The following is a 25682-nucleotide window of genomic DNA, read 5'->3' as shown; positions in this document are numbered from 1 at the left end:
CGTGCAGATTACGTCACATCACCTGATCGTCCCTGGCCAATCGCTACGATCAGCCGCATGTCTGCGCCATCGGGGTCGTCACGAAGTCTCATCGTTGCCATCGTTGCGTTGGTCGTCGCGCTTGCCGCGGGTGGTGTCGCCGTCTGGGCGTTGTTGAAGGAGCCGGCGGAGCAACCCGAGCAGCCGAACTCGGTGTTCACCGGCACCACCACCGAGGACCCCAAGGCCAGCATCTGCGACGCCTTCAACATCGTGCGAACCGGCATCCAGATCAACACGAACCTGCAGCCTCCCGGCGGGCCGGAAGACATCACCGGCTCGCTGGCGGTGGCGGGCAACGCCCGGGTGGCGCTCTACGACGGCGGGCAATACCTGCTCGCTCGGCTGCAGCCGGACACCCCGCCGGAGTTGGCGGAGGCCGTCCGCGAGTTCGCCAACCACCTGATGGACATCGGTGCACGCTCGACCGCGGGCATCCCGAACACCGATCCCGACCAGGCCGCGCGGCTGAGCGAAGCCGACGCCGCCAACACCAAGATCACCAATCTGTGCAAGTGAGGTCCCGTCTCACCTGATCTGTTGCACGTCGCCGCTGCCTGCGGCGATATCGATTTGGCTGGTTCTGGGACAATGGCCGTGTGAGCCCATCGTCACCGGATAACGAGGTCGTCGCAGGCGCGGCTGCCACCATCGCTCGCATCGACCTGCGCGGCGCGGCGCTTTCCGCTGCCCGGCTGCGTGCGGCTCTGCCTCGCGGCGGCGTCGACGTCGACGCGGTGATCCCCAAGGTGCGTCCGATCGTCGATGCGGTGGCCAGCCGTGGCGCCGAAGCTGCCCTCGAGTACGGCGAATCCTTCGACGGCGTGCGCCCGGCCCGGGTGCGGGTGCCGCAGGAGCGCCTCGACGCGGCGTTGGCCGACCTTGACGCCGACGTCCGCGCCGCGCTGGAGGTGGCCATCGAGCGCGCCCGCGCCGTGCACGCCGACCAGCGTCGCAGCGACACCACGACGACGCTGGCACCGGGCGCGACCGTCACCGAACGCTGGGTGCCCGTGGAGCGGGTCGGGCTGTATGTTCCCGGCGGCAACGCCGTCTACCCGTCCAGCGTGGTGATGAACGTCGTCCCCGCCCAGACCGCCGGGGTGGACTCGCTGGTGATTGCCAGCCCGCCGCAGTCCGACGCCGGACCCTTCCACGGCCTGCCGCACCCGACGATCCTGGCCGCGGCCGCGCTGCTCGGCGTCGACGAGGTGTGGGCGGTGGGCGGCGCGCAGGCTGTCGCGCTTCTGGCGTACGGCGGGACGGACACCGACGGCGCCGAGCTGGCACCCGTCGACATGATCACCGGGCCAGGAAACATCTACGTCACCGCGGCCAAGCGCATCTGCCGGTCGCAGGTCGGCATCGACGCGGAGGCGGGCCCCACCGAGATCGTCATCCTGGCCGATCACACCGCCGACCCCCGGCACGTCGCCGCGGACCTGATCAGCCAGGCCGAGCACGACGAGATGGCCGCCAGCGTGCTGGTCACCCCCGACGTGGCGCTGGCCGACGCCACCGAGCGCGCACTCGTCGAGCAGCTGCGGACCACCGTGCACCGCGAGCGGGTGACGGCCGCGCTCGGCGGCAGACAATCGGCGATCGTGCTCGTCGACGACATCGAGGAAGGCATCCGCACCGCCAACGCGTACGCGGCCGAGCATCTGGAGATCCAGACCGCCGATGCCCGCGCTGTCGCGGCGAAGATCCGTTCCGCGGGAGCGGTTTTCGTGGGCCCGTACGCACCGGTCAGCCTCGGCGACTACTGCGCGGGGTCCAATCACGTGCTGCCGACCGCCGGCTGCGCACGGCATTCCAGCGGGCTGTCGGTGCAGACGTTCCTGCGCGGCATCCACGTCGTCGACTACGACGAGGCGGCGCTCAAGGACGTCTCCGGATACGTCATCACCCTGGCCGAGGCCGAGAACCTGCCCGCGCACGGCGAAGCGGTGCGGCGGAGGTTCGAAAGGTGACTCTCGGCAAGAACGTCACGCTCGACGAGTTGCCGCTGCGCGAGCACCTGCGCGGCAAGTCGCCGTACGGCGCTCCGCAGTTGGACGTGCCGGTTCGGCTCAACACGAACGAGAACCCGCACCCGCCGACCAAGGCCCTCATCGACGACGTCACAGCCTCGGTTCAGGCGATCGCCGGCGAACTGCACCGGTACCCCGACCGTGACGCGGTGGCCTTGCGTGCCGACCTGGCGGCGTATCTGAGCCTGCAGACCGGCACCGCGTTGAGCGTGGAAAACCTTTGGGCCGCCAACGGTTCCAACGAAATTCTGCAGCAGCTGTTGCAGGCGTTCGGCGGGCCGGGCCGCAGCGCGATCGGTTTCGTGCCGTCCTACTCGATGCACCCCATCATCGCCGACGGCACCCAGACCACGTGGCTGGTGGCCAACCGCGCCGAAGACTTCAGCCTGGACACCGCCGTCGCCGTCGCCGCCGTCAAGGAACACCGCCCGGACATCGTGTTCATCGCGAGCCCGAACAACCCGTCGGGACAAAGCGTTTCGCTCGAGCAACTGCGCCTTCTTCTGGAGGCTCTGCCTGCCGGCGTCGTCATCGTCGACGAGGCCTACGGCGAGTTCTCCTCACAGCCCAGCGCGGTGCACCTCATCGAGGAGTATCCGACCAAGCTCGTCGTAACCCGCACGATGAGCAAGGCCTTCGCGTTCGCGGGCGGGCGGCTCGGATATCTGGCCGCCGCGCCCGCGGTGATCGACGCGCTGCTGCTGGTCCGGTTGCCGTATCATCTCTCGTCGATCACGCAGGCCGCCGCGCGGGCCGCGCTGCGGCACGCCGACGACACCCTTGGCAGCGTCGCCACGCTCATCGCCGAACGCAACCGCGTCACGGAAGCGTTGAGTGCCATGGGCTTCCGCGTCATCCCCAGCGATGCCAACTTCGTGTTGTTCGGCGAGTTCGCCGACGCGGCCGCCACCTGGCAGCGCTACCTGGATGCCGGGGTGCTGATCCGTGACGTCGGTATCCCCGGATACCTGCGCGCGACCACCGGCCTGGCCGACGAGAACGACGCGCTGCTTGCCGCCAGCGCCCGAATAGGAGCATCGTGACCGAACCCGTGCGCGCGCCCCGCCGCGCGAAGATCGAACGCAGGACCAAGGAATCCGACATCACCGTCGAGCTCGACCTCGACGGCACCGGCCGGGTCGAGGTCGCCACCGGCGTGCCGTTCTACGACCACATGCTCACCTCGCTGGGAAGCCACGCAAGCTTCGACCTGACCGTGCGTGCCACCGGTGATGTCGACATCGAGGGCCACCACACCATCGAGGACACCGCGATCGTGCTGGGCCAGGCACTGGGCCAGGCACTGGGCGACAAGAAGGGCATCCGCCGGTTCGGCGACGCCTGGATCCCGATGGACGAGACCCTCGCGCACGCCGCCGTGGACGTCTCGGGTCGACCGTATTGCGTCCACACCGGCGAGCCGGAACACATGCTGCACACCACGATCGCCGGTTCTGAGGTGCCGTATCACACCGTCATCAACCGGCATGTGTTCGAAACGCTGGCCTCCAACGCCCGCATCGCGCTGCACGTGCGCACGATCTACGGCCGCGACCCCCACCACATCACCGAGGCGCAATACAAGGCCGTGGCGCGCGCGCTGCGTCAGGCCGTCGAATTCGATCCGCGGACGACCGGGGTGCCGTCCACCAAAGGGCTGCTGTGACCGCGAGGGTCGTCATCCTCGACTACGGGTCGGGCAATCTTCGCTCAGCGCAACGAGCGCTGGAGCGCGTCGGCGCCGAGGTCACGGTCACCTCCGACACCCACGCCGCGCTGAACGCCGACGGCCTGGTGGTTCCCGGTGTCGGCGCGTTTCAGGCCTGCATGACGGGGCTGCGCAAGATCGGCGGCGAGAAGGTCATCGCCGAACGGGTGGCCGCCGACCGGCCGGTGCTCGGCGTGTGCGTCGGCATGCAGATCCTGTTCAGCCGCGGCGTCGAGTTCGGGCACCAGAGCGACGGCTGCGGCCAATGGCCCGGGGCGGTCGTCCGGTTGGACGCGCCGGTCATCCCGCACATGGGCTGGAACGTCGTCGACGCACCCGAGGGCAGCCGGTTGTTCGCGGGGCTGGACGCCGAAACCCGGTTCTACTTCGTGCACTCGTATGCCGCGCAGCAGTGGGAGGGCCGCCCCGACGCGAAGCTGACCTGGGCCACCCACCACGTCCCGTTTCTGGCCGCGGTCGAGGACGGGCCGCTGTCGGCCACCCAGTTCCACCCCGAAAAGAGCGGTGACGCCGGCGCCGCGTTGCTCACCAACTGGGTCAGGAGGCTAGGTTGACGGACGTGTCACAGCAACTGATCCTTCTTCCCGCCGTCGACGTCGTCGATGGCCGCGCGGTGCGTCTGGTCCAAGGCCAGGCGGGCAGCGAAACCGAGTACGGCTCGGCGCTCGACGCGGCGATGACCTGGCAACGCGACGGCGCGGAGTGGATCCACCTCGTCGATCTCGACGCCGCGTTCGGCCGCGGCAGCAACCGCGAGCTGCTCGCCGAGGTGGTCGGCAAGCTCGACGTCGCCGTGGAGCTTTCCGGTGGCATCCGCGACGACGAATCGCTGGCCGCCGCGCTGGCGACCGGCTGCGCCCGCGTCAACCTCGGCACCGCCGCGCTGGAGAACCCGAAGTGGTGCGCCGCCGTCGTCGCCCAGCACGGCGACCGCGTCGCCGTCGGCCTGGACGTGAAGATCATCGACGGTGACCACCGGCTGCGCGGGCGCGGCTGGGAAACCGACGGCGGAGATCTGTGGGAGGTGCTGGAACGCCTTGACCGGGAAGGATGTTCACGGTTCGTCGTCACCGACGTCACCAAGGACGGCACGCTGAAGGGCCCCAACCTCGAGCTGTTGACGAAGGTCACCGAGCGCACCGACGCCCCGGTGATCGCGTCCGGCGGCGTGTCCAGCCTCGACGACCTGCGGGCCATCGCGACGCTGACCGACCGCGGCGTGGAAGGTGCGATCGTGGGAAAGGCGCTCTACGCCGGGCGGTTCACGCTGCCTGAGGCGCTGGCCGCGGTGAGGCAGTAGATGGGGCTCGACACCGCCGAACTCGACGCCCTGGTGGTCGAGGCCACCGCGATCCTCGACGATGCGGCCAAACCGTTCATCGCGGGGCACCGCGCGCAATCCGCCGTACAGAAGAAGGGCAAGGACTTCGCCACCGAGGTGGACCTGGCCATCGAACGCCAGGTGGTCGACGCGCTGAAGCAGAAGACCGGCATCGACGTGCACGGTGAGGAATTCGGCGGCGCGGATCTGGGCTCGCCGCTGGTGTGGGTGCTCGACCCGATCGACGGCACGTTCAACTACGCGGCCGGGCTGCCGCTGGCGGCGATTCTGCTGGGCCTGCTTCAGGACGGCGAACCGGTGGCGGGCCTGACGTGGCTGCCGTTCACCGGGGAACGGTTCACCGGCGTCGCCGGCGGCCCGCTGCGTTACAACGGCGTCGAGCAGGACGCGCTGCGACCCGCCGAGTTGGAGGATTCCATCGTCGGGGTCGGCACGTTCAACGTCGACTCCCGCGGCAGGGTGCCCGGCCGGTACCGGCTGGCGATCATCGAAAGCCTGAGCCGCAGGTGTTCGCGGTTGCGGATGCACGGCGCGACGGGGGTGGACCTCGCGTACGCCGCCGCGGGGATTCTCGGCGGCGCGGTCAGCTTCAGTGGCCATGTGTGGGATCACGCGGCGGGGATCGCGCTGATGCGTGCCGCCGGCGGGGTGGCCACCGACCTGGCCGGCAACGACTGGTCGGCGGCTTCGCCGTCGGTGCTGGTCGGCCTGCCCGGCATCCACGAACAGCTGCTCGAACTCATCGCATCGGCCGGCGCGCCCGAGGACTATCGATGAACCCGAAAGACCTTGCGGTGCGGGTCATCCCGTGCCTGGATGTCGACGACAGCCGCGTCGTCAAGGGGGTCAACTTCGAAAACCTGCGGGACGCGGGCGATCCGGTGGAGCTGGCGGCCGTCTACGACGCCGAAGGCGCCGACGAGTTGACGTTCCTGGACGTCACCGCGTCCTCGTCGGGGCGGGCCACCATGCTGGAGGTCGTCAAACAGACCGCGGAGCAGGTGTTCATCCCGTTGACTGTCGGCGGCGGGGTGCGATCGGTGGCCGATGTGGATGCGCTGCTGCGGGCCGGTGCCGACAAGGTCTCGGTCAACACCGCCGCGATCGCCAACCCCGAACTGCTGGCCGAATTGTCCCGCCAGTTCGGGTCGCAGTGCATCGTGTTGTCCGTCGATGCGCGCACCGTTCCGGAGGGGCAGCAGCCGACCCCGTCGGGGTGGGAGGTCACCACGCACGGCGGCCGCCGCGGCACCGGCATCGACGCCGTCGAATGGGCCACGCGCGGTGCCGAGCTGGGCGTCGGCGAGATCCTGCTGAACTCGATGGATTTCGACGGCACCAAGGCCGGGTTCGACATTCCGATGATCAAGGCGGTGCGCGGGGCGGTCAACGTGCCGGTGATCGCCAGTGGTGGTGCGGGGGCGGTGGAGCATTTCGCACCCGCGGTGTTCGCCGGCGCAGACGCGGTGCTGGCCGCCAGCGTGTTTCACTTCCGCGAACTGACCATCGCCGAGGTGAAGGCGGCGATGGCGGCCGAGGGAATCGTGGTGCGATGAGCGCGTGCGCGAAGAGCCGAGGGCACAGATGAGCCTGGATCCCGCGATCGCGGCGCGGCTCAAACGCGACGCCAACGGCTTGTTCACCGCCGTCGCGCAGGAACGCACCACGGGCAAGGTGCTGATGGTGGCGTGGATGGACGACGTCGCGCTGGCCCGCACCCTGGAAACCCGTCAGGCGACCTACTTTTCGCGGTCGCGCCAACAGCACTGGGTCAAGGGAGAGACCTCAGGACACACCCAGTACGTGTACTCGGTGCGTCTGGACTGCGACGGCGACACCGTGCTGCTCGAGGTCGATCAGGTCGGTGCGGCGTGTCACACCGGCGATCACAGCTGCTTCGACGCCGACGAGCTGCTCGGGTCTCCGTGACCAAGCCAGAGCGGGTGGTCCCCGTCGCACTCGAGGGATCGGGTATCGAGCCGCCGGTCGATTCGCGGGTGCGCCGGGCGTTCTGGTGGCTGGAGCGCGTCGCGCCATTCATCGGGTCGCGGTGGGCGGTCGAACTGTGGTGCACCCCGCCGGTTCTGGAATCCGACCTGCGCATGCCACCGGGCGTGGTGCCCGGCGAGCCGCTGGAAGCGCGCTGGAACGGCCATCGGATCGTGGGCGAATCGTGGGGCGAGGGCCCACCGGTCTATCTCGTGCACGGCTGGGGTGGGCGGCGCCCACATCTGGGCATGTTCATCAGACCGCTCGTCGAATCCGGCCACCGGGTGATCGCGTTCGACCTGCCCAGCCACAACGAGTCCGAGGAAGGGGCCCTCAAGCCAGGACGCACCACGCTCATCGAGTGCGCCGAAGCGGTCAGGGCCGTCATCGGGCAATACGGCCCGGCGCGTGCGGTCATCGCGCACTCCCTCGGCGCCAACGCCACCACGTTCGCGGTCGCCAACGGCGCGCAGGTCGAGCGCCTGGCGTTTCTCGCACCGATGGGCGAATTCCCGCTGTATCTGGATCTTTTCGCTGTCCGCCACAACTTCGGTCCGCGCATCCGCGCGGGCCTGCACCGGCGACTGGAACGCCGTATTGACATGCCGCTACACGAGACGAACATGACCGTCGTCGGCGCTCGCACCGGCTATCCGCCGCTGCTGCTCATCCACGATCCGGACGACCCGGACACGCCCTATGAGACGAGCGAACGGGTCGTCGCGTCATGGCCTGGCGCGACGTTGATGACCACCAAAGGGCTGGGCCGGTTGGCGCATTACCGGATTCTGCGGCACCGCCCCGCGATTCGCGCGGTGGTCGACTTCATCGGTCCCGCGTCACCTTGAGCGGCTGTCACGCGGACTGGCGCTGCCTCAGCACCTCGAGCGCTTGGTCGGCGTGGCGGTCCATGCTGATCTCCGAGGCGATCACGGCGAGCACGGTGCGGTCGGTGTCGATGACGAACGTGGTGCGTTTGACGGGCATGAACTTTCCGAGCAGGCCGCGCTTCACCCCGAACTGGGCGGCCACCTTGCCGTCGGCGTCCGACAGCAGCGGATAGTCGAAGCCCTCCTTGTCGGCGAACTTGGCCTGCTTGCCGACGGGATCGGTGCTGATCCCGACCCGGCTGGCGCCGACCGCGGCGAACTCCGCCGCCAGATCGCGGAAGTGGCACGCCTCCTTGGTGCACCCGGGCGTCATCGCGGCGGGGTAGAAGAACAGCACGATCGGCCCGTCGGCGAGGAGCTCGGTGAGGCTGCGGACGGTGCCTGTCTGGTCCGGCAGCTGGAACTCGGCAACTTTCTCACCCTGTTTCATGCACGTCACGCTAACCCGCTCGATCACCGAGACCGACGCTTTGGCTGGTTTCGCGCCGTCCGATCGACCATTGCGTCGGTCTGGAGGAAGAGAATCGTCAGCGATGCCCGATATCGACACCTTCAAGGCCGATGGCGACCTCAAGGTCGAGCACCGCGGCACCACCCCGCGGTTCATGGCGCAGTCACCGGTCGTGTTGACCAGCCCGCTGACCCCGGCGTCGTCCTCGCCGTTGGCGTGCGTCTGGGAGGATTGAGCCGTGCAAACCACCGCCAGCCTCTCCGTGACCACGTCACGCGAGGACTTTCGGGCGCTCGCCGGCGAGCACCGGGTGGTGCCGGTGACGCGCAAAGTGCTCGCTGACAGCGAGACGCCGCTGTCGGCCTACCGCAAGCTCGCCGCCAACCGCCCGGGCACGTTCCTGCTCGAGTCGGCCGAAAACGGCCGGTCCTGGTCGCGGTGGTCGTTCATCGGCGCCGGCGCGCCGTCGGCGCTGACGGTGCGCGACGGCGAGGCGATCTGGCTGGGCACGACGCCCAAGGACGCGCCCAGCGGGGGAGACCCGCTGGCCGCGCTGGCGGCGACGCTGAAGCTGCTCGAGACCGAGCCGTTGCCCGGTCTGCCGCCGCTGTCGAGCGGTCTGGTCGGCTTCTTCGCCTACGACATGGTGCGCCGCCTCGAGAAGCTGCCGTCGCTCGCCGTCGACGACCTCGGCCTGCCCGACATGCTGTTGCTGCTGGCCACCGACATCGCCGCCGTCGACCACCACGAAGGCACCATCACGCTGATCGCCAACGCGGTGAACTGGAACGGCACCGACGAGCGCGTTGACTGGGCCTACGACGACGCGGTCGCGCGCCTCGACGTGATGACCGCCGCGCTGTCCACGTACCTGCCGTCGACGGTGGCCACGTTCCGCAGACCAGAACCGCTGTACCGCTCGCAGCGCACGCTCGAGGAGTACACCGCGATTGTCGACAAGCTGGTCGGCGACATCGAAGCCGGCGAAGCGTTCCAGGTGGTGCCGTCGCAGCGGTTCGAGATGGACACCGACGCCGATCCGCTCGACGTGTACCGAATGCTGCGGGTGTCCAACCCGAGCCCCTACATGTACCTGCTCAACGTGCCCGACGCAGATGGCGGGCTGGACTTTTCGGTCGTCGGCTCCAGCCCGGAGGCGTTGGTGACGGTCAAGGACGGCCGCGCCACCACCCACCCGATCGCAGGGACCCGCTGGCGCGGCGCCACCGAGGAGGAGGACCTGCTGCTCGAAAAGGAGCTGCTGGCCGACGACAAGGAACGCGCCGAGCACCTCATGCTCGTCGACCTGGGCCGCAACGACCTGGGCCGGGTCTGCCGCCCGGGCACCGTGCGGGTCGAGGACTACAGCCACATCGAGCGCTACAGCCACGTCATGCACCTGGTGTCGACGGTGACCGGGCTGCTCGCCGACGGCAAGACCGCGCTGGACGCGGTGACGGCCTGCTTCCCGGCCGGCACGTTGTCGGGGGCACCGAAGGTCCGCGCGATGGAGCTCATCGAGGAGGTCGAAAAGACCCGCCGGGGCCTTTACGGCGGCGTGCTGGGCTACCTGGACTTCGCGGGCAACGCCGACTTTGCGATCGCCATCCGCACCGCCCTGATGCGCGACGGCGTCGCCTACGTCCAGGCCGGCGGGGGAGTCGTGGCCGACTCGAACGGGCCCTACGAGTACACCGAGGCGTCCAACAAGGCGCGCGCGGTGCTCAACGCGATCGCGGCCGCCGAAACGCTGACCGAACCATGACCCGGATCGCTCAGGTGGCCCTCGTGCTGGCTGCCGCCGCGCTGTGGGCCGCGTCGCGCATCACATGGGTGGAGGTGACGTCGTTCGACGGGTTGGGTCAGCCCAAGACCGTGGCGCTGGCCGGCGCCCAGTGGTCGACGGCCATGATCCCGCTCGCCGTGTTGCTGGTGGCCGCTGCCGTCGCCGCGCTGGCCGTGCGTGGGTGGCCGCTGCGGCTGCTGGCGCTGTTGGTCGCGGCCGCCAGCGCCGGGATGGCCTACCTGGCGATCAGCCTGTGGACGGTCGGCGACGTGGCCGTGCGCGCATCGCACATCGCCGAGGCACCGGTCGCCGACTTGGTGGGCAGCGAGCGGCACTACGGGGGTGCGGTGCTCACGGTGGCGGCCGCGGTGGTCACGCTCGCCGGCGCGGTGCTGCTCATGCGGGCGGCCACTGCGGAGCGCTCCGGCGCGTCTCGCTATACGCGCCGCGCCGCGACGCCCGCCGAGGAGGAGGGCACCGAGATGTCCGAACGCATGATGTGGGACGCCCTCGACGAGGGCGCCGATCCCACCCGCGACCCCTCCGATCCAGACACCAAGGGCCGGTGATTGGCGGTGACATGCGGCCGGTACCCTTCGATGAAGATCATTTGGCGCTACCGGGGAAGGGATTCGGACGGATGAGTTCGGCAACCGTACTCGACTCGATCATCGAGGGAGTCCGCGCCGATGTCGCCGCCCGTGAGGCCGTCATGCCGTTGGCCGAGATCAAGGACCGCGCCAAGGATGCCCCGCCGCCGTTGGACGTGATGGCGGCGTTGCGCGCACCCGGAATCGGGGTGATCGCCGAAGTCAAACGCGCCAGCCCATCGCGCGGTGAGTTGGCCCCGATCGGCGATCCGGCCGAACTGGCCCGGGCGTATCAGGACGGCGGCGCGCGGATCGTCAGTGTGCTGACCGAGCAACGCCGGTTCAACGGTTCGCTCGGAGACCTGGACGCCGTCCGCGCCGCGGTGTCAATTCCGGTGCTGCGCAAGGATTTCATCATCCGGCCGTATCAGATCCACGAGGCCCGCGCGCACGGTGCCGACATGCTGCTGCTGATCGTCGCGGCGCTGGAGCAGCCGGTGCTGGAATCGCTGCTGGAGCGCACCGAGTCGCTGGGGATGACCGCGCTGGTCGAGGTGCACACCGAGGAGGAAGCGGATCGCGCGCTTTCGGCCGGCGCCAACGTGATCGGCGTGAACGCCCGAGATCTCAAGACGTTGAATGTCGACCGCGACTGCTTCGCGCGCATCGCGCCTGGCTTGCCGACCGACGTCATCCGCATCGCGGAGTCCGGTGTGCGCGGCCCCGCCGATCTGCTCGCCTACGCCGGTGCGGGCGCCGACGCGGTGCTGGTCGGGGAGGGATTGGTCACCAGCGGCGATCCTCGCGGCGCCGTTGCCGATTTGGTCACCGCAGGTGCGCATCCGTCGTGCCCTAAACCCTCGCGCTGACACGTGGCCGACCACACCGGGCCGGAGCTGCCGAAGTCGAGCGCAGGGGTGGCCGAACCCACCGTCCACGACCCCGATGCGCGCGGCCATTTCGGCGTGTACGGGGGACGGTTTGTGGCCGAGGCGCTGATGGCGGTCATCGAGGAAGTCACCGCCGCCTACGAGAAGGCCCGCGGCGATCAAACCTTCCTCGACGAGCTGGACCGGCTGCAGCGGCACTACAGCGGGCGGCCGTCGCCGCTGTACGAAGCCGAGCGGTTGTCTGAACACGCCGGCGGCGCGCGGCTCTTTCTGAAGCGAGAAGACCTGAACCACACCGGATCTCACAAAATCAACAACGTGCTCGGCCAGGCGCTGCTCGCGCGGCAGATGGGTAAGACGCGGGTGATCGCCGAGACCGGAGCGGGCCAGCACGGGGTGGCCACCGCGACGGCGTGTGCGCTGCTGGGCCTGGAGTGCGTGATCTACATGGGTGCCGTCGACACCGCGCGTCAGGCGCTGAACGTCGCGCGGATGCGGTTGTTGGGCGCGGAGGTGGTGTCGGTCGAGGCGGGCTCCAAGACGCTCAAAGACGCCATCAACGAAGCGTTTCGCGACTGGGTCACCAATGCCGACAGCACCTACTACTGCTTCGGCACGGCCGCGGGTCCGCACCCGTTCCCGATGATGGTGCGTGATCTGCAGCGGGTGATCGGCCTGGAGGCCCGCGCCCAGATCCTGGACCAGGCGGGCCGGTTACCCGACGCGGTGACCGCCTGTGTCGGCGGCGGATCCAACGCGATCGGAATTTTTCACGCGTTCATCGACGACCCGAATATCCGGCTGGTGGGCTACGAGGCCGCCGGCGACGGCGTCGAAACCGGACGCCACGCCGCAACTTTCACCGGCGGGTCACCGGGTGCCTTCCAGGGCTCCTATTCGTATCTGCTGCAGGACGAAGACGGTCAGACCATCGAATCGCATTCGATCTCGGCGGGGCTGGACTATCCGGGTGTCGGCCCAGAACACGCCTTCCTGAAGGACATCGGGCGCGCCGAGTACCGGCCGATCACCGACAGCGAGGCGATGGACGCGTTCAGCCTGCTGTGCCGCACCGAGGGGATCATCCCGGCCATCGAGTCGGCACACGCTGTGGCAGGCGCTTTACAACTGGGTCGTGAAATCGGTAGCGGCAGCATCATTTTGGTGAACTTGTCGGGACGCGGCGACAAGGATGTCGAGACCGCGGCGAAGTGGTTCGGGCTGCTGGACGGTGCGTCGTGAGCCGACTTGCGCCGATGTTCGACGAGTGCCGCGCCGAGAACCGCTCGGCGCTGATCGGCTACCTGCCGACCGGGTATCCCGATGTGCCGACGTCGATCTCCGCGATGACGACTCTGGTCAAAACCGGCTGCGACCTTGTCGAGGTCGGCATCGCGTACTCGGATCCCGGGATGGACGGCCCGACGATCGCGGCGGCGACGAACGCGGCACTGCGCGGCGGGGTGCGGGTGCGTGACGCGCTGATCGCTGTCGAGGCGATCAGCAATGCCGGCGGGCGGGCCGTGGTGATGACGTACTGGAATCTGGTGCTGCGCCGGGGCGTTGACGCGTTCGCACGCGATCTGGCGTCGGCGGGCGGGCTCGGCGTCATCACCCCTGATCTGATTCCCGACGAGGCCGACGAATGGTTCGCCGCCTCCGACGCCCACAACCTCGATCGGATCTTCCTGGTGGCGCCGTCATCCACGCCGGAGCGGTTGGCGGCGACGGTGCAGGCGTCGCGCGGATTCGTCTACGCCGCATCGACCATGGGCGTGACCGGGGCGCGCGACGCCGTGTCGGTGGCCGCCCCCGAGCTGGTCCGCCGCGTGAAGGCGATTTCGGACATTCCCGTCGGGGTCGGGCTGGGCGTGCGCTCGCGTGAGCAGGCAGCGGAGATCGCGGCTTACGCTGACGGCGTGATCGTGGGCTCAGCGCTGGTGTCCGCGTTGGAGAACAGCGTCGAAGCGGTCGGTCGACTGACCGCCGAACTGGCCGACGGTGTGCGGCAGAGGGTCACCGCGTGACGACGACGGTCCTGGCCTACATTCCCAGCCCGGCGCAGGGGGTGTGGCAGCTGGGCCCGGTGCCGTTACGCGCATACGCGTTGTTCATCATTCTCGGCATCGTGGCGGCGCTGATGATCGGCGACCGCCGCTGGGAAGCCAGGGGCGGCGAGCGCGGCGTCATCTACGACATCGCGCTGTGGGCGGTGCCGTTCGGCCTCATCGGCGGCCGGCTCTACCACGTGATGACCGACTGGTGGCGCTATTTCGGGGAGGGTGGTGCGGGTCTCGCCGGGGTGATCCGGATCTGGGACGGCGGGCTCGGCATCTGGGGCGCGGTGGCGCTCGGGGGCGTCGGCGCGTGGATCGGGTGCCGTCGCCGCGGCATTCCGCTGCCGGCGTTCGGGGATGCGATCGCCCCGGGAATCATCCTGGCCCAAGGTATCGGCAGGATCGGCAACTACTTCAACCAGGAGCTGTACGGCAGGGAGACGACGCTGCCCTGGGGTCTGAAGATCTACGAGCGCAAGGACGCCAACGGTCTCGTCGACAACCTCAACGGGGTATCGACGGGCGAGGTGCTGCAGATCGTCCATCCCACGTTCTTGTACGAATTGCTCTGGAACCTCCTGGTTTTCGCGGCGCTGATCTATCTGGACCGGCGCTTCAAGTTCGGGCACGGCCGGTTGTTCGCGATGTATGTCGCCGGCTACTGCCTCGGCAGGTTCTGGATCGAACTGCTGCGGGTCGATGACGCGACGCTGATCGACGGTGTCCGGATCAACTCGTTCACCTCGACCTTCGTGTTCGTCGGTGCGGTGGTCTACATCATGGTCGCGCCGAAGGGACGCGAGGATCCGGCCACGCTCAAAGGTAAGCAGGCCGCGGAGGTCTCCGGTGAGGCTCTGACGGAGGAACTTGCCGCGGTGGGTGCGACGGCGGGTGTGGTGGCCGCGGCGAAGGTCGCCGCCGAGGATGACCCCGAGACCACCGACGATGAGTCCAAGACCGAGGCGGAGATCGAAGCCGAGGCGCTGAGCGTCGACGTCCTCACCGCACCGTCGGAGGACATCATCGAGGCCGAGGAGTTCGCGGGAGCGGGCGAGGAAGCCGAGATCGCCGCGGAGGCCGAGGAGCTCGGTGCGGACGTTGCCGGGGTCCCGGCCGAGGACCTGGCCGAGGCCGAGGAGTTCGCGACCGAAGGTGATTCGCAGCCACCCAAAGAGCCCGAAGCCGAATCTGAGGCCGCGGAGGAAGCCGAAGCACTCGCCGACGATGTCGAAGCAGCGCCGGCGGAAGACATCGTCGAGGCGCAGGAGTTCGCCGAGGCCAAGGAGGACGCAGAGCCCGAGGCCGGGGTCGGTGCGGTCGAAGGCGAGGAAGCCGACACCGAGGCCGCTGTAGACGAAGCCGAGGACAGCGAAGATCTCGGTGCCGAGCTTGATGAGGCCGCGGACGCCATGGCGGAGGAACAGGCCGAGGAGGAAGCCGAGACGGACGAGGGCCCGCCCGAGGCCGGCGTCGGTGCGGTCGAAGGCGAGGACGCGATAGAGGCCGAAGCCGCGGCGTCCGAGGCACACGAGGCCGCCGTGGAGGGCCTCGAAGAAGCCGAAGAGGTTTCCGCCGAGGTTCACGAGGAGGCCGACACCGAGGCCGCTGTAGACGAAGCCGAGGACAGCGAAGACCTCGGTGCCGAGCTTGATGAGGCCGCGGACGCCATGGCGGAGGAACAGGCCGAGGAGGAAGCCGAGACGGACGAGGGCCCGCCCGAGGCCGGCGTCGGTGCGGTCGAAGGCGAGGACGCGATAGAGGCCGAAGCCGCGGCGTCCGAGGCACACGAGGCCGCCGTGGAAGGGCTGGAAGAAGCCGAAGAGGTTTCCGCCGAGGTTCACGACGAAGTCGAGGGGGAGACGCCCGAGGCCGGCGTCGGTGCGGTCGAAGGCGTGGAAGCCGAAGAGGCTCAAGACGCCGCGGCCGAGGCACACGAGACGGCCGTGGAAGGGCTGGAAGAGGCCGAAGAGGTTTCCGCCGAGGTTCACGAGGACGCCCACGAAGCGAGCGACGAAGCCGAGGGGGAGATGCCCGAGGCTGGCGTCGATGCCGAGGAAGCCGACGACGCCGGGGACTCCGTGGCGGACAGCGACACCGAGTCCGCGACGACCGACGAAGAAGAGCCGGCGCCGACATCGCCCGAACTCGGTCAGTCCGGTGGACGACTACGCCGCTGGTTGCGTCGCCGCCGCAATCGCTAGCCGGCCCAAGTTATCCACAACTGCGAATTCATCCACAGGTTCAGACCGTCCGCAGCGGTGAAACGGTGGGCTGGGGCACCCGAACCATCCGTGTTATCGCGTGACTTATTCTGGCGCACAAGGTAATTCAGGCTTCACGCGCATATTGCGCTGCCGCGCACGTCAGAACCTCGTTGTCGGCTTCCGTCGGCATGATGCAGGCATGTCTTCGACCGCATCTGTTGCCGACGCTGAATTGACGCCATGTCAGCGTCTCGATGCGTTGTTCGAAGAGTTGGCGGAGTTGACCGGCCAACGCAACGCCATCGACGGGCGCATTGTCGAGATCATCGCCGAGATAGACCGCGACGGGCTGGCGGGTTCCACCGGGGTACGATCGCTGCCCGCGTTGGTGGCCTGGAAGCTCGGGGCGTCGCAGAAGAACGCCACCACCATCGCCACCGTGGCCCACCGCCTCGCGGAATTTCCCCGCTGCGCGCAAAGTCTGCGTGAGGGCCGGGCCTCGTTGGATCAGGTCGGCGTGATTGCCCAACACGCCGCCACCGGCTCCGATGACCACTATGCGCAGATGATCGAAACCGCCACGGTCAACCAGCTGCGCACCGCGGTCAAGCTCGAACCCCGCCCGGAGCCCGAACCCGAACCCGACGCGCCGCCCGAACCGGCGTGCACGGTCAACAAAACCACCGGCGCGGACGGGTCCTGTTGCTACCGGATCACGCTCACCGCCATCGAGGCCGCCAAATTCGACGCCGCCCTGCTGTCTCATCACGACAGGCTCTTCAACGCGTGGAAAGCCGACCACCCCATCGACACCACACCGGCGCCCCATCAGCGTCCGCCGATGCCCACCTTCGGCGATGCGTTCCTCCAGCTGGTGGCAGACAGCTGGGACGCCGAGGCCACCCGCCGCCCGCACAGCCAGCACACCACCGTGGTGGTCCACCTCGATGTCAAAGATCGCGTCGGCGCGCTGCACCTGGGCCCGCTCCTCACTGATGCCGACCGCCAATACCTGACCTGTGATGCCACCTGCGAGGTGTGGTTTGAACACGACGGCCAACCCATCGGCGCCGGACGCACCACCCGCCAGATCAACCGCCGGCTTCGCCGCGCGCTGCAACACCGCCACCGCACCTGCGCGGTACCCGGATGCGACGCCACCCGCGGGCTCCACGCACACCACATCATCCACTGGGAAGACGGCGGAACCACCGAACTGGACAATCTGGTGCTGGTCTGCCCCTACCACCACCGAATGCACCACCGCGGCCTGATCACCATTACCGGACCCGCCGATCGGCTCACCGTCACCGACAGCGCCGGGCGCACCCTGACCAACGCCTCCCTGGCACGCCCGCCCACGACACCCCCACCTGCGGTGCCACCCTGCAACGGGCCCACCGGTGAACGCGCCCAATGGTGGTGGTACGACCCGTTCCAACCCCAACCACCACCCACACTCAACTAACCCGCCGGCCGAACGCCTCGACGATTGTCAGCGGAGCGTGGCTGCGGAGCGCGGGGATGTGGACCACGCGGTCGTCGGTCCACGTCGACGGTGTCGATTTCGCCGCCACGAAATCGCCGCAGCCACTTGGCCATATAGTCGCGCGGTCAACTCCACAGCCCGAGCCGGGCAACGACGTCGGCGCCCTTCGCCAAGATGGTCAGCCGGCGAAAACCCGCCCGTTGCAGCGTCACTGCCGTCGCATTCCAGCGACCCGCGCGCGCCGATGATGACGATCCTCGCGCCCGGCTCATCGCCGCGGGCTTGCTGTCGGATTGAAAGAGGTGGGTTTTCCTTACTGACTGGCCCGATCGGATTCTGGCATGCTGGGCCCTATGACTGAGCCGCAGTTCGGTGGCAACGAGCACTCCACCCCGCCTCCGCCGCCACAGCAGCCGTATCCGCAGCCTGGCCAGTACCCACCGCCGCCAGGCGCCTACCCGCCCGTCTACACCGATCCGGCCGCACCGTTCGGCCGTCATCCGATCACCGGTGAGCCGCTGTCGGACAAATCCAAGGTGGTCGCGGGCCTGCTGCAGTTGATCGGGCTCGTCGGGATCGTCGGCATCGGCCGCATCTATCTCGGCTACACCGGCCTGGGTATCGCCCAGCTCGTCGTCGGGCTGATCACCTGCGGAATCGGCGCGGTGGTCTGGGGCATCGTCGATGCTGTACTGATGCTGACCGACAAAGTGCGCGATCCCGAGGGGCGTCCGCTGCGCGATGGCACCTAGCGCACTCACCAGCCGGACAGGGCTCTATACAGCGCTCGGAGCGGGCGCCCTGTCGGTGGGTGCGCTGGCATATGTCGGCCTGGCCGATCCGCATCGGCCCGGTTTCTTCTTTCCCGCCTGCCCGTTCAAGGTCCTGACCGGCCTCGACTGCCCCGGCTGCGGCGGTCTGCGCATGGTGCACGACCTGCTCCACGTTGATCTGGCCGCGGCTGTCGTCGACAACGTCTACCTGCTCGTCGGGCTGCCCCTGCTGCTCATCTGGGCACTGACGCGATGGCGGATGAACCGACCGGTGTGGAACGTTCCCGTCGTCGCCGTCATCATCGTCACCGCCGTGACGTGGGCGGTGGCGCGCAACCTGCCCGGCTTCCCGCTGGTCCCGACCATCGTCGACGGTTAACCACGCAAGCACGAAAAACGCACGCGCAGTGAGCATTCACTCACCGGTGGCGGATGCGGTCGCCCCGTGTCGGCAGCTCAGCATCTGAATCGATCAACGACTATGCTGAGAAGTCGTGAGTAGACGCGGAAAAATCGTCTGTACGTTGGGCCCGGCCACCGCGACTGACGAAACCGTCAGGGCGCTGGTCGATGCCGGCATGGACGTTGCGCGGCTGAACTTCAGCCACGGCGGCTACCCCGATCACGAAGCCACCTACAAGCGTGTCCGCGCCGCGTCCGACGCATCCGGCCGCGCCGTCGGTATCCTCGCCGATCTGCAGGGACCCAAGATCCGGCTGGGTCGGTTCGCCGCCGGGCCGACCTATTGGGCGACCGGTGACACCGTGCGCATCACCATCGACGACCTGGAAGGCACCCACGACCGGGTGTCGACGACCTACAAGCGGTTGGCCCAGGACGCCAAGCCCGGAGACCGGGTCCTGGTCGACGACGGCAACGTCGGCCTCGTGGTGGACAGGATCGACGGCAACGACGTGGTGTGCATCGTCACCGAAGGCGGTCCGGTCAGCAACAACAAGGGCATGTCGATGCCCGGGATGAACGTGACGGCGCCCGCACTGTCCGAAAAGGACGTCGACGATCTGGAGTTCGCGTTGCGCCTCGGTGTCGACCTCGTGGCGCTGTCGTTCGTGCGTTCGCCGGCCGACATCGAGGTCGTGCACGAGGTGATGGACCGCGTCGGCAGGCGCGTTCCCGTCATCGCCAAACTGGAAAAACCCGAAGCCATCGACAATCTCGAGGCGATCGTGTTGGCGTTCGACGGGATCATGGTCGCGCGGGGCGACCTCGGTGTGGAACTGCCGCTCGAAGAGGTCCCGCTGGTGCAGAAGCGCGCCATCCAGATGGCAAGGGAGAACGCCAAACCCGTCATCGTCGCGACCCAGATGCTGGAGTCGATGATCGAGAACTCGCGTCCGACGCGCGCAGAGGCGTCTGACGTCGCCAACGCGGTGCTCGACGGTACCGACGCCGTGATGCTCTCCGGCGAAACCTCGGTGGGCAAATATCCGCTGGAAGCGGTCAAGACGATGGGCCGCATCATCTTCGCGGTCGAGGAGAACTCGGTGGCCGCGCCCCCACTGACCCATGTGCCGCGGACCAAACGGGGCGTCATCTCGTATGCCGCGCGCGACATCGGGGAACGACTGGATGCCAAAGCGTTGGTGGCCTATACGCAGTCCGGCGACACCGTGCGCAGGTTGGCCCGCCTGCACACACCGCTGCCGCTGCTCGCGTTCACCTCACTGCCCGAGATCCGCAGCCAGCTGGCTTTGACCTGGGGCACTGAGACATTCATCGTGCCGCACATCCAGACCACCGACGGCATGATCCGGCACGTGGACCAGTCGCTGCTCGAGCTGGGGCGCTACAAGCGCGGCGACTTGATCGTCATCGTGGCGGGTGCCCCGCCGGGCACGGTGGGCTCCACCAACATGATCCACGTGCACCGCATCGGCGAGGAGGACGTATAAACAGGCCTGTGTCTTCCGACGAGCGGTCCGTGAGTTCAGCAGCCAACTCAGCAGACTTCGACGAACTGCTGGCGATCCTTGACCTCAAGCAGGTCGACGACGACGTCTACGTCGGCTCGCATCCGAGTAAGAACCCGGTACGCACCTTCGGCGGCCAGATGATGGCGCAGTCGTTCATGGCCGCCAGCCGCAGCCTGAGCCATCCGACCCCGCCGAGCGCGCTGTCGGTGCACTTCATCGCCGGTGGCGACCCGGATAAGGACCTGGAGTTCCACGTCGCGCGGCTGCGCGACGAGCGCCGGTTCGCCAACCGCCGCGTCGACGTCGTGCAGGACGGGCAGCTGTTGACCACGGCCATGGTGTCCTTCTTGACCGGCGGGCCGAGCCTCGAGCACGGGATCGAGCCGCCCGAGCTGCCCGACCCGATGTCGGTGCCGCCGATCGACGACCTGCTGCGCGGCTACGAGGACGTGGTTCCGCACTTTGTCAACGCGCTGCGGCCCATCGACTGGCGCTACACGAACGATCCCACCTGGGTGATGCGTAAGAAGGGGCAGAAGCTGGCGTACAACCGGGTCTGGATGAAGGCGCTCGGCGAGATGCCCGACGACCCGGCGGTGCATGCCGCTGCGCTGGTCTATTCGTCGGATACCACCGTGCTCGATTCGATCATCACCACCCATGGTCTGTCGTGGGGGTTCGACCGGATCTTCGCGGTGACCACGAACCACTCGGTGTGGTTTCACCGGCCCGTGCGGTTCGACGACTGGGTGCTGTATTCGACGTCGTCTCCGGTGGCCGCTGATTCACGCGGGCTGGGCACCGGGCACTTCTTCGACCCGTCCGGTCAGCTGGTGGCGACCGTGGTGCAGGAAGGCATCGTCAAGTACTTCCCGTGAGCAACGGCTAACGGGTCGGTTCGATGGTGACGGAGAACTGGTCCTCGACACGCCGCTGGAACTCGTTGGCGCACTGTTCGAGGGCCGCCTGGTCGCTACCCGCCCGCGACACGCAGTCCAGGTAGTCGGTGCCGCCGGCGCGGTCGAATCCCCACACCATCAGCGCGATCACCGCGATGGCCTCGATGATGCTGACGAACCCCAGCACAATGCCCGCGACAGCCATCCCGCCGTTGGTCGCCTCGCCGCGCTTGGCTCTGCCCCAGCCGAGGAAACCGAAGATGATCGCGACGACGCCGAGCACCACGCCGAAGACGACCGAGAGCAGCGCGACGATCGCCACCACCAGGGCAGCGATACCGAAGCCGTTCTTGGGCCCGGTCGGCGGCGGCGAGTAACCGGCGTAGGGCTGCGGGGGCGGGGGAGGCGGATAGCTGCCGGGATACGGCCCGTATTGGCCGGGCGCAGGCGGTGGTTGAGGTGGGGGCGGCGGCGTCTCGGGCCTGTCCGGCTCGCTCATATCGATGAGGTTACCCCGGTGACGTCGAGGTTCAGGGTCTGACAGCGAACATCTTCGGGGAGATGGTGGGTGGCGACGACGACGGTTCGGTCTTCGGAGAACAGGCCACCGGGGGTGAGCAGGGCGGTGAGGATTTGCTGGCCGTCCTCGGCGTCAAGATGTTCGGTCGGTTCGTCCAGCAGTACCGTCGGCGCCGGACAGATCAGCGCGCGAGCCAACAGAAGTCGTCTGCGCTGTCCGGCGGAGACCGCGGCGGCACCGCCGACGAGAACGGTGGACAACCCGTCGGGCAGCGCCGCCAGCCACTCGCCAAGTCCGACCCGGCGCAAGGCATCTCGCAGCTCGTCATCGGTGGCGTCACCGCGGGCGACCAATAGGTTGTCGCGCACCGTGGTGGCGAACAGGTGTGCGTCCTCGGCGAAGAATGCCCTCTCTGAGGGGCTTTCGGCCATCGCCATGAGCAGCGTGGTCTTGCCGGACCCGCTGGCGCCGAGCACCGCGAGCCGAGCGCCCGGTGTCAGTTCGATCGGGGTAGCTGACGGGCGGACACGCCCGGCCGGAGCGGTCAGTTCGTTGAGGCGGCGGGCCGCGATACGCGAGCGGGTGAGTTGCGTTGCGGCAGCGGGTAGTGCGGTCGTGGCCTCGAACGCCGACAGCGGAAGCAGCATGAGGATCGCCAGCGTCGTCGGCGCGACGACGTCTGCGAGCGAGACCGCGGCGACCACGGCGCCCAGCACGCTGAGCCCCATCGCGGCGATCGGTGCGGCGGCGGCCACCGCGCCCGGAGCAGCCGCGCGGTCCGTCTCACGACCCCACTGCCGGTGCCTGCGGCCGGCTTCAGCGATGACGTCGTCCAGACGCCCACCGACGCGAAGCTCGGGCGCGTGCTCGAGCGCCAGCATCACCGCGACATCACGACCGGAGTGATGCTGTGCGGCAACGGCTTCAGCCGCCGCAGCGGCACGCGCGGCGGTCCACGGCGCGGCGACTCCCGCGACGAGCAGGCAGACGGCCAGCACGGCGGCCGCCGCGGGGGAGATGACCGCGATGGCCGCGACCGAGATCGTCGAGAGCACCGCGGCCACGGCGATCGGCAGCACCGCGCGCACCAGCACATCGGCCAACTCGTCGACCGAGCCACCGATCCGGGCCACCAGCTCGCCGCTGGGCAGCCGCGACGCCGCCTCCGCGGGCGCGTCGGCCAACCGGCGGAACAGGGCTTCGCGCACGTCTGCGGCGGCGCGCAGGGCGGTGTCGTGTGAGGCCAGCCGCTGGCAGTAGCCGAGCACGCCCCGGGAGATGCCCAGCGCGCGCACGGCGACCACAGCGACCGTCAGATCCAGGACGGGCGGCATCTGCCATGCCCGGGTGATCAGCCACGCGGAGATCGCGGCCAGCGCCAGCGCGCTGCCCATCGACAGCACCCCGAGCAGGACCGCCACCGCCAGTCGCGGTAGCCGGGGACGCAGCAGCTCAAGCATCGACGAGCCTGCCCATGCGCAGCACCTGGTCGCCGATCGCGCACACGGCGTCACGGTGGCCGACGACCAGCACGGTGGCGCCCGCGCGGGCCCGCGCTACGATCGCGTCGAGCACCCGCGCCTCCATGTGGGCGTCGAGGTGCGATGTCGGCTCGTCGAGCAACAGCACCGGCGCCGACGACCCCAGCACCCGGGCAAGCCCGAGCCGCTGACGCTGGCCCAACGACAGCCCGACACCCCCGCGGCCCAGCACGGTGTCCAAGCCGTCGGGCAGCAAGGCGAGCACCTGGTCGAAGCCGGCTGCCTGGCAGGCACTCTGCATATCGTGCAACGGCCCGAACAGCTCGAGGTTCTCCCGCACGCTGCCGGGTATCAGCACGGGCCGATGTGGCAACCACGCCACCTGTCGCCACCACTCCCGCGGCGCGAGATCGGCGACCTCGACACCGTCGACGAGAACCCGGCCCGGGTGTAACCCGAGGATCGTCTCCAGCAGGCTGCTCTTGCCGACACCGTTCGGTCCGGTCAGCACCGTGACCCGCCCCGGTTCGACGTCGGCGTCCAGCGCGTCCAGGTGGATGGTGGCGCCGCGCGCTGCCACGGTGCGGGTGCCCACCGGACGGCGCGGCAGCGTGTCGAGCAGACGAAACGCCTCCTCCGCGGCTGTCTTACCGTCTTGGGCGGCGTGAAACTCCACCCCGACGCGGCGCAGCGGCCAGAACACCTCCGGAGCCAGCAGCAGCGCCGTCAGGCCTGCCGTCAACGACATCTCGCCGAACACCAGGCGCAGACCGATGCCGACCGCGACCAGCGCCACCCCGAGCGTGGCCAACAGTTCCAGCACGAGCGCCGACAGGAACGCCATCCGCAGCGTGGCCATGGCCGAACGCCGGTGTGCCGCACCGAGTTCGGCGATACGCTGCGCCGACCCGCCGACGCGGTCGAGGGCCCGCAACGTCGGGATGCCTGCCACCAGGTCCAGCAGCCGCGACTGCAGCGTGGTCATCGCGGCCAGCGCCGCCGCCGAACGGTCTCTGGTCAGCAGCCCGATGAGCACCATGAAGATCGGGATGAGCGGTAGCGCGATCAGCACGACCACGGCCGACGGCCAGTCGTAGACAGCAATCGTCAGTACCGCTGCCGGCGTGAGGATGCCGGCCAGGAACACCGCGGGCAGATAGGCGGTGAGAAACGGGCGCAGCCCGTCGAGGCCGCGGGTGATCACGGCGGCCGCCACATCCCGTTCGGCGGCCAGACGACGCGGGGGCAGATCGGTGACGGTGCGCAGCACCTGGTTGGCCAGGTCGGCGATCACGGCGGTGGCGCCGGATTGGGAGAGGCGGCCCTGCCCCCATTGCGCCGCCGTCCGAACCAGCCACAGCGACACCAGGATCGCCAGCGCACCGGTCCAGCTCGACAGGCTGCGTGAAGCGGGATCGGTGATCACGCCGGCGACGATGCGCGCCAGCACCACCGCCGATCCGATGGTGGCGGCGGCGATGACGACGCCGCAGGCCACCGACATGGTCAGGTATCGGCGCATGGCTGCCGAGGCGCGCACGAGGTTCACGGCGAACGCCTCGGCAGGCCGGCGCCGGGGGGGATGTGGTGAGCCGAAATCCGTTTCCGGAACACCCAATACGTCCAGCCCTGGTACAGCAGAACCAGCGGAGCGAACGCGAGTGCGGCCCAGGACATGATCGTCAGCGTGTACGAGCTGGAGGACGCGTTGTAGATGGTCAGGCTCCAGTCCGGGTTCAGCGTGGACGGCATCACGTTCGGGTACAGCGCGCCGAACAGCAGAACCACCACCGCGGCGACGACGATCGTGGTGTAGGTGAAGGCCCATCCGTCACCCGTGCCGCTGATCATGCGGGTGATCGCCGCGAGCAGGGCCAGGACCGCGAAGGCCAGCACGATCCAGGTCCATTCCTTGCCGTGCGCCAGCTGGGTCCACAGCCCGAAGCCGCCGACCGCTGCCGTCACGGGCAGCGCCAGGATGGTCGCGAACCGCAACGCGTCGTTACGCAGTGCGCCATCGGTTTTCAACGCGATGAACGACGCGCCGTGCAGAAGGAACAAGCCGCAGGTCGCCAGCCCGCCCAGCACCGTGTAGGGGTTGAACAGGTCGCCGAGCGAGAGCCGCAGCTGTTTGTCGGCGTCCACCGGCAGCCCCTGCACCAGTGCCGCGAACACGACGCCCCACAGGATCGCGGGCACCCACGAGCCGGCCGCGATACCGACGTCGGCCCACTTCTGCCAGACCGGATCGTCGATCTTGCCGCGCCACTCGATCGCAACCACGCGCAGGATCATCGCCAGCAGGATCGCCAGCAGCGGCAAGTAGAACCCGGAGAACAAGGTGGCATACCAGTCCGGGAATGCGGCGAACATCGCGCCGCCCGCGGTGATCAGCCACACCTCGTTGCCGTCCCACACCGGGCCGATCGTGTTCAACGCAGCACGCCGGTGTTGCTCAGGGTCGCCTGTCGCGGTGCGGCCGAAAGCCGCCATCAGCATGCCGACGCCGAAGTCGAACCCCTCGAGGACGAAGAACCCCAGAAACAGCCCGGCCATGACGACGAACCACAATTCCTGCAGCCACAT

General features: G+C 68.7%; 27 protein-coding genes. 22 read left to right on the top strand and 5 right to left on the bottom strand.

Features of this window, described 5'->3' with window-relative positions:
* The first annotated feature begins 57 nt into the window (after positions 1 to 57).
* From G6N28_RS24935 to G6N28_RS24890, 10 genes are all read left to right on the top strand, one after another.
* Complete coding sequence (locus G6N28_RS24935; RefSeq protein WP_163905052.1) at positions 58 to 558, top strand: hypothetical protein; 501 nt, start codon at positions 58 to 60, stop codon at positions 556 to 558.
* Between the two features lie 80 nt (positions 559 to 638).
* Entirely contained in the window at positions 639 to 2012 is a 1374-nt protein-coding gene (hisD, locus tag G6N28_RS24930) for a histidinol dehydrogenase (protein ID WP_235674688.1), read from the top strand.
* Entirely contained in the window at positions 2009 to 3115 is a 1107-nt protein-coding gene (locus tag G6N28_RS24925; RefSeq protein ID WP_163905050.1) for a histidinol-phosphate transaminase, read from the top strand. Before hisD ends, G6N28_RS24925 begins: the two co-directional genes overlap by 4 nt.
* Positions 3112 to 3738, top strand: coding sequence for an imidazoleglycerol-phosphate dehydratase HisB (gene hisB, locus G6N28_RS24920; RefSeq protein ID WP_163905047.1), 627 nt, complete (start codon positions 3112 to 3114; stop codon positions 3736 to 3738). The genes G6N28_RS24925 and hisB overlap by 4 nt, the downstream gene beginning before the upstream one ends.
* The gene (gene hisH, locus G6N28_RS24915) at positions 3735 to 4355 is read left to right on the top strand and encodes an imidazole glycerol phosphate synthase subunit HisH (protein WP_163905046.1); all 621 of its coding nucleotides are present in this window, start codon (positions 3735 to 3737) and stop codon (positions 4353 to 4355) included. The genes hisB and hisH overlap by 4 nt, the downstream gene beginning before the upstream one ends.
* Before the next feature lie 5 nt (positions 4356 to 4360).
* Positions 4361 to 5101, top strand: coding sequence for a bifunctional 1-(5-phosphoribosyl)-5-((5-phosphoribosylamino)methylideneamino)imidazole-4-carboxamide isomerase/phosphoribosylanthranilate isomerase PriA (gene priA / locus G6N28_RS24910; protein ID WP_163905043.1), 741 nt, complete (start codon positions 4361 to 4363; stop codon positions 5099 to 5101).
* A complete protein-coding gene (locus tag G6N28_RS24905; RefSeq protein WP_163905041.1) occupies positions 5102 to 5920 on the top strand; it encodes an inositol monophosphatase family protein in 819 nt (272 codons plus the stop codon).
* The gene (gene hisF, locus G6N28_RS24900; RefSeq protein ID WP_163905039.1) at positions 5917 to 6699 is read left to right on the top strand and encodes an imidazole glycerol phosphate synthase subunit HisF; all 783 of its coding nucleotides are present in this window, start codon (positions 5917 to 5919) and stop codon (positions 6697 to 6699) included. Before G6N28_RS24905 ends, hisF begins: the two co-directional genes overlap by 4 nt.
* A gap of 28 nt (positions 6700 to 6727) precedes the next feature.
* A complete protein-coding gene (hisI, locus tag G6N28_RS24895) occupies positions 6728 to 7072 on the top strand; it encodes a phosphoribosyl-AMP cyclohydrolase (protein ID WP_163906605.1) in 345 nt (114 codons plus the stop codon).
* Positions 7069 to 7980: an alpha/beta fold hydrolase gene (locus G6N28_RS24890; RefSeq protein ID WP_163905037.1), complete on the top strand. Its 912-nt coding sequence runs from the start codon at positions 7069 to 7071 to the stop codon at positions 7978 to 7980. Before hisI ends, G6N28_RS24890 begins: the two co-directional genes overlap by 4 nt.
* A 7-nt stretch (positions 7981 to 7987) precedes the next feature.
* Here the strand turns inward: G6N28_RS24890 and G6N28_RS24885 are convergent, their stop codons facing one another.
* Positions 7988 to 8452 (bottom strand): peroxiredoxin, encoded by a 465-nt coding sequence (locus G6N28_RS24885; RefSeq protein WP_163905035.1) that lies wholly within the window; start codon positions 8450 to 8452, stop codon positions 7988 to 7990.
* A 103-nt stretch (positions 8453 to 8555) separates the two neighbouring features.
* Between G6N28_RS24885 and G6N28_RS24880 the strand changes: the two genes are divergently transcribed.
* From G6N28_RS24880 to G6N28_RS24825, 12 genes are all read left to right on the top strand, one after another.
* Positions 8556 to 8708 (top strand): hypothetical protein, encoded by a 153-nt coding sequence (locus G6N28_RS24880; protein ID WP_235674687.1) that lies wholly within the window; start codon positions 8556 to 8558, stop codon positions 8706 to 8708.
* Positions 8709 to 8711: 3 nt separating this feature from the next.
* Positions 8712 to 10238: an anthranilate synthase component I gene (locus G6N28_RS24875; protein ID WP_163905033.1), complete on the top strand. Its 1527-nt coding sequence runs from the start codon at positions 8712 to 8714 to the stop codon at positions 10236 to 10238.
* Positions 10235 to 10828 (top strand): TIGR02234 family membrane protein, encoded by a 594-nt coding sequence (locus G6N28_RS24870; protein ID WP_163905031.1) that lies wholly within the window; start codon positions 10235 to 10237, stop codon positions 10826 to 10828. The genes G6N28_RS24875 and G6N28_RS24870 overlap by 4 nt, the downstream gene beginning before the upstream one ends.
* 71 nt (positions 10829 to 10899) lie before the next feature.
* Positions 10900 to 11718 carry an indole-3-glycerol phosphate synthase TrpC gene (trpC, locus tag G6N28_RS24865; RefSeq protein WP_163905029.1) on the top strand — a complete coding sequence of 273 codons (819 nt, stop codon included), beginning with the start codon at positions 10900 to 10902 and terminating at the stop codon, positions 11716 to 11718.
* A 3-nt stretch (positions 11719 to 11721) separates the two neighbouring features.
* On the top strand, positions 11722 to 12981 hold the full coding sequence (gene trpB, locus G6N28_RS24860; protein ID WP_163905027.1) for a tryptophan synthase subunit beta: 1260 nt from the start codon (positions 11722 to 11724) through the stop codon (positions 12979 to 12981).
* Positions 12978 to 13766, top strand: coding sequence for a tryptophan synthase subunit alpha (gene trpA / locus G6N28_RS24855; RefSeq protein WP_163905024.1), 789 nt, complete (start codon positions 12978 to 12980; stop codon positions 13764 to 13766). The genes trpB and trpA overlap by 4 nt, the downstream gene beginning before the upstream one ends.
* Complete coding sequence (lgt, locus tag G6N28_RS24850; protein ID WP_163905022.1) at positions 13763 to 15997, top strand: prolipoprotein diacylglyceryl transferase; 2235 nt, start codon at positions 13763 to 13765, stop codon at positions 15995 to 15997. Before trpA ends, lgt begins: the two co-directional genes overlap by 4 nt.
* 202 nt (positions 15998 to 16199) lie before the next feature.
* Positions 16200 to 17468: an HNH endonuclease signature motif containing protein gene (locus tag G6N28_RS24845; RefSeq protein WP_163905021.1), complete on the top strand. Its 1269-nt coding sequence runs from the start codon at positions 16200 to 16202 to the stop codon at positions 17466 to 17468.
* Between the two features lie 374 nt (positions 17469 to 17842).
* Positions 17843 to 18241 carry a TM2 domain-containing protein gene (locus tag G6N28_RS24840; protein ID WP_163905019.1) on the top strand — a complete coding sequence of 133 codons (399 nt, stop codon included), beginning with the start codon at positions 17843 to 17845 and terminating at the stop codon, positions 18239 to 18241.
* Positions 18231 to 18641 (top strand): DUF2752 domain-containing protein, encoded by a 411-nt coding sequence (locus tag G6N28_RS24835; protein WP_163905017.1) that lies wholly within the window; start codon positions 18231 to 18233, stop codon positions 18639 to 18641. The genes G6N28_RS24840 and G6N28_RS24835 overlap by 11 nt, the downstream gene beginning before the upstream one ends.
* Positions 18642 to 18756: 115 nt before the next feature.
* Complete coding sequence (gene pyk, locus G6N28_RS24830; protein WP_163905015.1) at positions 18757 to 20175, top strand: pyruvate kinase; 1419 nt, start codon at positions 18757 to 18759, stop codon at positions 20173 to 20175.
* Between the two features lie 29 nt (positions 20176 to 20204).
* A complete protein-coding gene (locus tag G6N28_RS24825; protein ID WP_163905013.1) occupies positions 20205 to 21074 on the top strand; it encodes an acyl-CoA thioesterase II in 870 nt (289 codons plus the stop codon).
* 7 nt (positions 21075 to 21081) lie between these two features.
* On the opposite strand, the gene G6N28_RS24820 is transcribed toward G6N28_RS24825, so the two are convergent.
* From G6N28_RS24820 to cydB, 4 genes are read right to left on the bottom strand one after another with little or no spacing between them, the layout of a single operon-like run.
* Entirely contained in the window at positions 21082 to 21594 is a 513-nt protein-coding gene (locus tag G6N28_RS24820; RefSeq protein WP_163905011.1) for a DUF4190 domain-containing protein, read from the bottom strand.
* Positions 21591 to 23075: an ATP-binding cassette domain-containing protein gene (locus tag G6N28_RS24815; protein WP_163905009.1), complete on the bottom strand. Its 1485-nt coding sequence runs from the start codon at positions 23073 to 23075 to the stop codon at positions 21591 to 21593. The genes G6N28_RS24820 and G6N28_RS24815 overlap by 4 nt, the downstream gene beginning before the upstream one ends.
* Positions 23068 to 24618 carry a thiol reductant ABC exporter subunit CydD gene (gene cydD, locus G6N28_RS24810; RefSeq protein ID WP_163906604.1) on the bottom strand — a complete coding sequence of 517 codons (1551 nt, stop codon included), beginning with the start codon at positions 24616 to 24618 and terminating at the stop codon, positions 23068 to 23070. The genes G6N28_RS24815 and cydD overlap by 8 nt, the downstream gene beginning before the upstream one ends.
* A gap of 23 nt (positions 24619 to 24641) precedes the next feature.
* Positions 24642 to 25682, bottom strand: coding sequence for a cytochrome d ubiquinol oxidase subunit II (gene cydB / locus G6N28_RS24805; RefSeq protein WP_163905007.1), 1041 nt, complete (start codon positions 25680 to 25682; stop codon positions 24642 to 24644).

Origin of the sequence: Mycolicibacterium pulveris (assembly GCF_010725725.1) — a bacterium.
Taxonomy (GTDB): domain Bacteria; phylum Actinomycetota; class Actinomycetes; order Mycobacteriales; family Mycobacteriaceae; genus Mycobacterium; species Mycobacterium pulveris.
This window is presented reverse-complemented; position numbering and strand designations above follow the sequence as displayed.

Bases quoted from the DNA above. Each gene is read 5' to 3' on its own strand.
- G6N28_RS24935 (WP_163905052.1), top strand. From the start codon at position 58: ATGTCTGCGCCATCGGGGTCGTCACGAAGTCTCATCGTTGCCATCGTT.
- G6N28_RS24905 (WP_163905041.1), top strand. From the start codon at position 5,102: ATGGGGCTCGACACCGCCGAACTCGACGCCCTGGTGGTCGAGGCCACC.
- hisF (WP_163905039.1), top strand. From the start codon at position 5,917: ATGAACCCGAAAGACCTTGCGGTGCGGGTCATCCCGTGCCTGGATGTC.
- hisI (WP_163906605.1), top strand. From the start codon at position 6,728: ATGAGCCTGGATCCCGCGATCGCGGCGCGGCTCAAACGCGACGCCAAC.
- G6N28_RS24885 (WP_163905035.1), bottom strand. From the start codon at position 8,452: ATGAAACAGGGTGAGAAAGTTGCCGAGTTCCAGCTGCCGGACCAGACA.
- G6N28_RS24880 (WP_235674687.1), top strand. From the start codon at position 8,556: ATGCCCGATATCGACACCTTCAAGGCCGATGGCGACCTCAAGGTCGAG.
- G6N28_RS24870 (WP_163905031.1), top strand. From the start codon at position 10,235: ATGACCCGGATCGCTCAGGTGGCCCTCGTGCTGGCTGCCGCCGCGCTG.
- trpC (WP_163905029.1), top strand. From the start codon at position 10,900: ATGAGTTCGGCAACCGTACTCGACTCGATCATCGAGGGAGTCCGCGCC.
- G6N28_RS24845 (WP_163905021.1), top strand. From the start codon at position 16,200: ATGTCTTCGACCGCATCTGTTGCCGACGCTGAATTGACGCCATGTCAG.
- G6N28_RS24840 (WP_163905019.1), top strand. From the start codon at position 17,843: ATGACTGAGCCGCAGTTCGGTGGCAACGAGCACTCCACCCCGCCTCCG.
- G6N28_RS24835 (WP_163905017.1), top strand. From the start codon at position 18,231: ATGGCACCTAGCGCACTCACCAGCCGGACAGGGCTCTATACAGCGCTC.
- G6N28_RS24820 (WP_163905011.1), bottom strand. From the start codon at position 21,594: ATGAGCGAGCCGGACAGGCCCGAGACGCCGCCGCCCCCACCTCAACCA.
- G6N28_RS24815 (WP_163905009.1), bottom strand. From the start codon at position 23,075: ATGCTTGAGCTGCTGCGTCCCCGGCTACCGCGACTGGCGGTGGCGGTC.
- cydD (WP_163906604.1), bottom strand. From the start codon at position 24,618: ATGCGCCGATACCTGACCATGTCGGTGGCCTGCGGCGTCGTCATCGCC.
- cydB (WP_163905007.1), bottom strand. From the start codon at position 25,682: ATGTGGCTGCAGGAATTGTGGTTCGTCGTCATGGCCGGGCTGTTTCTG.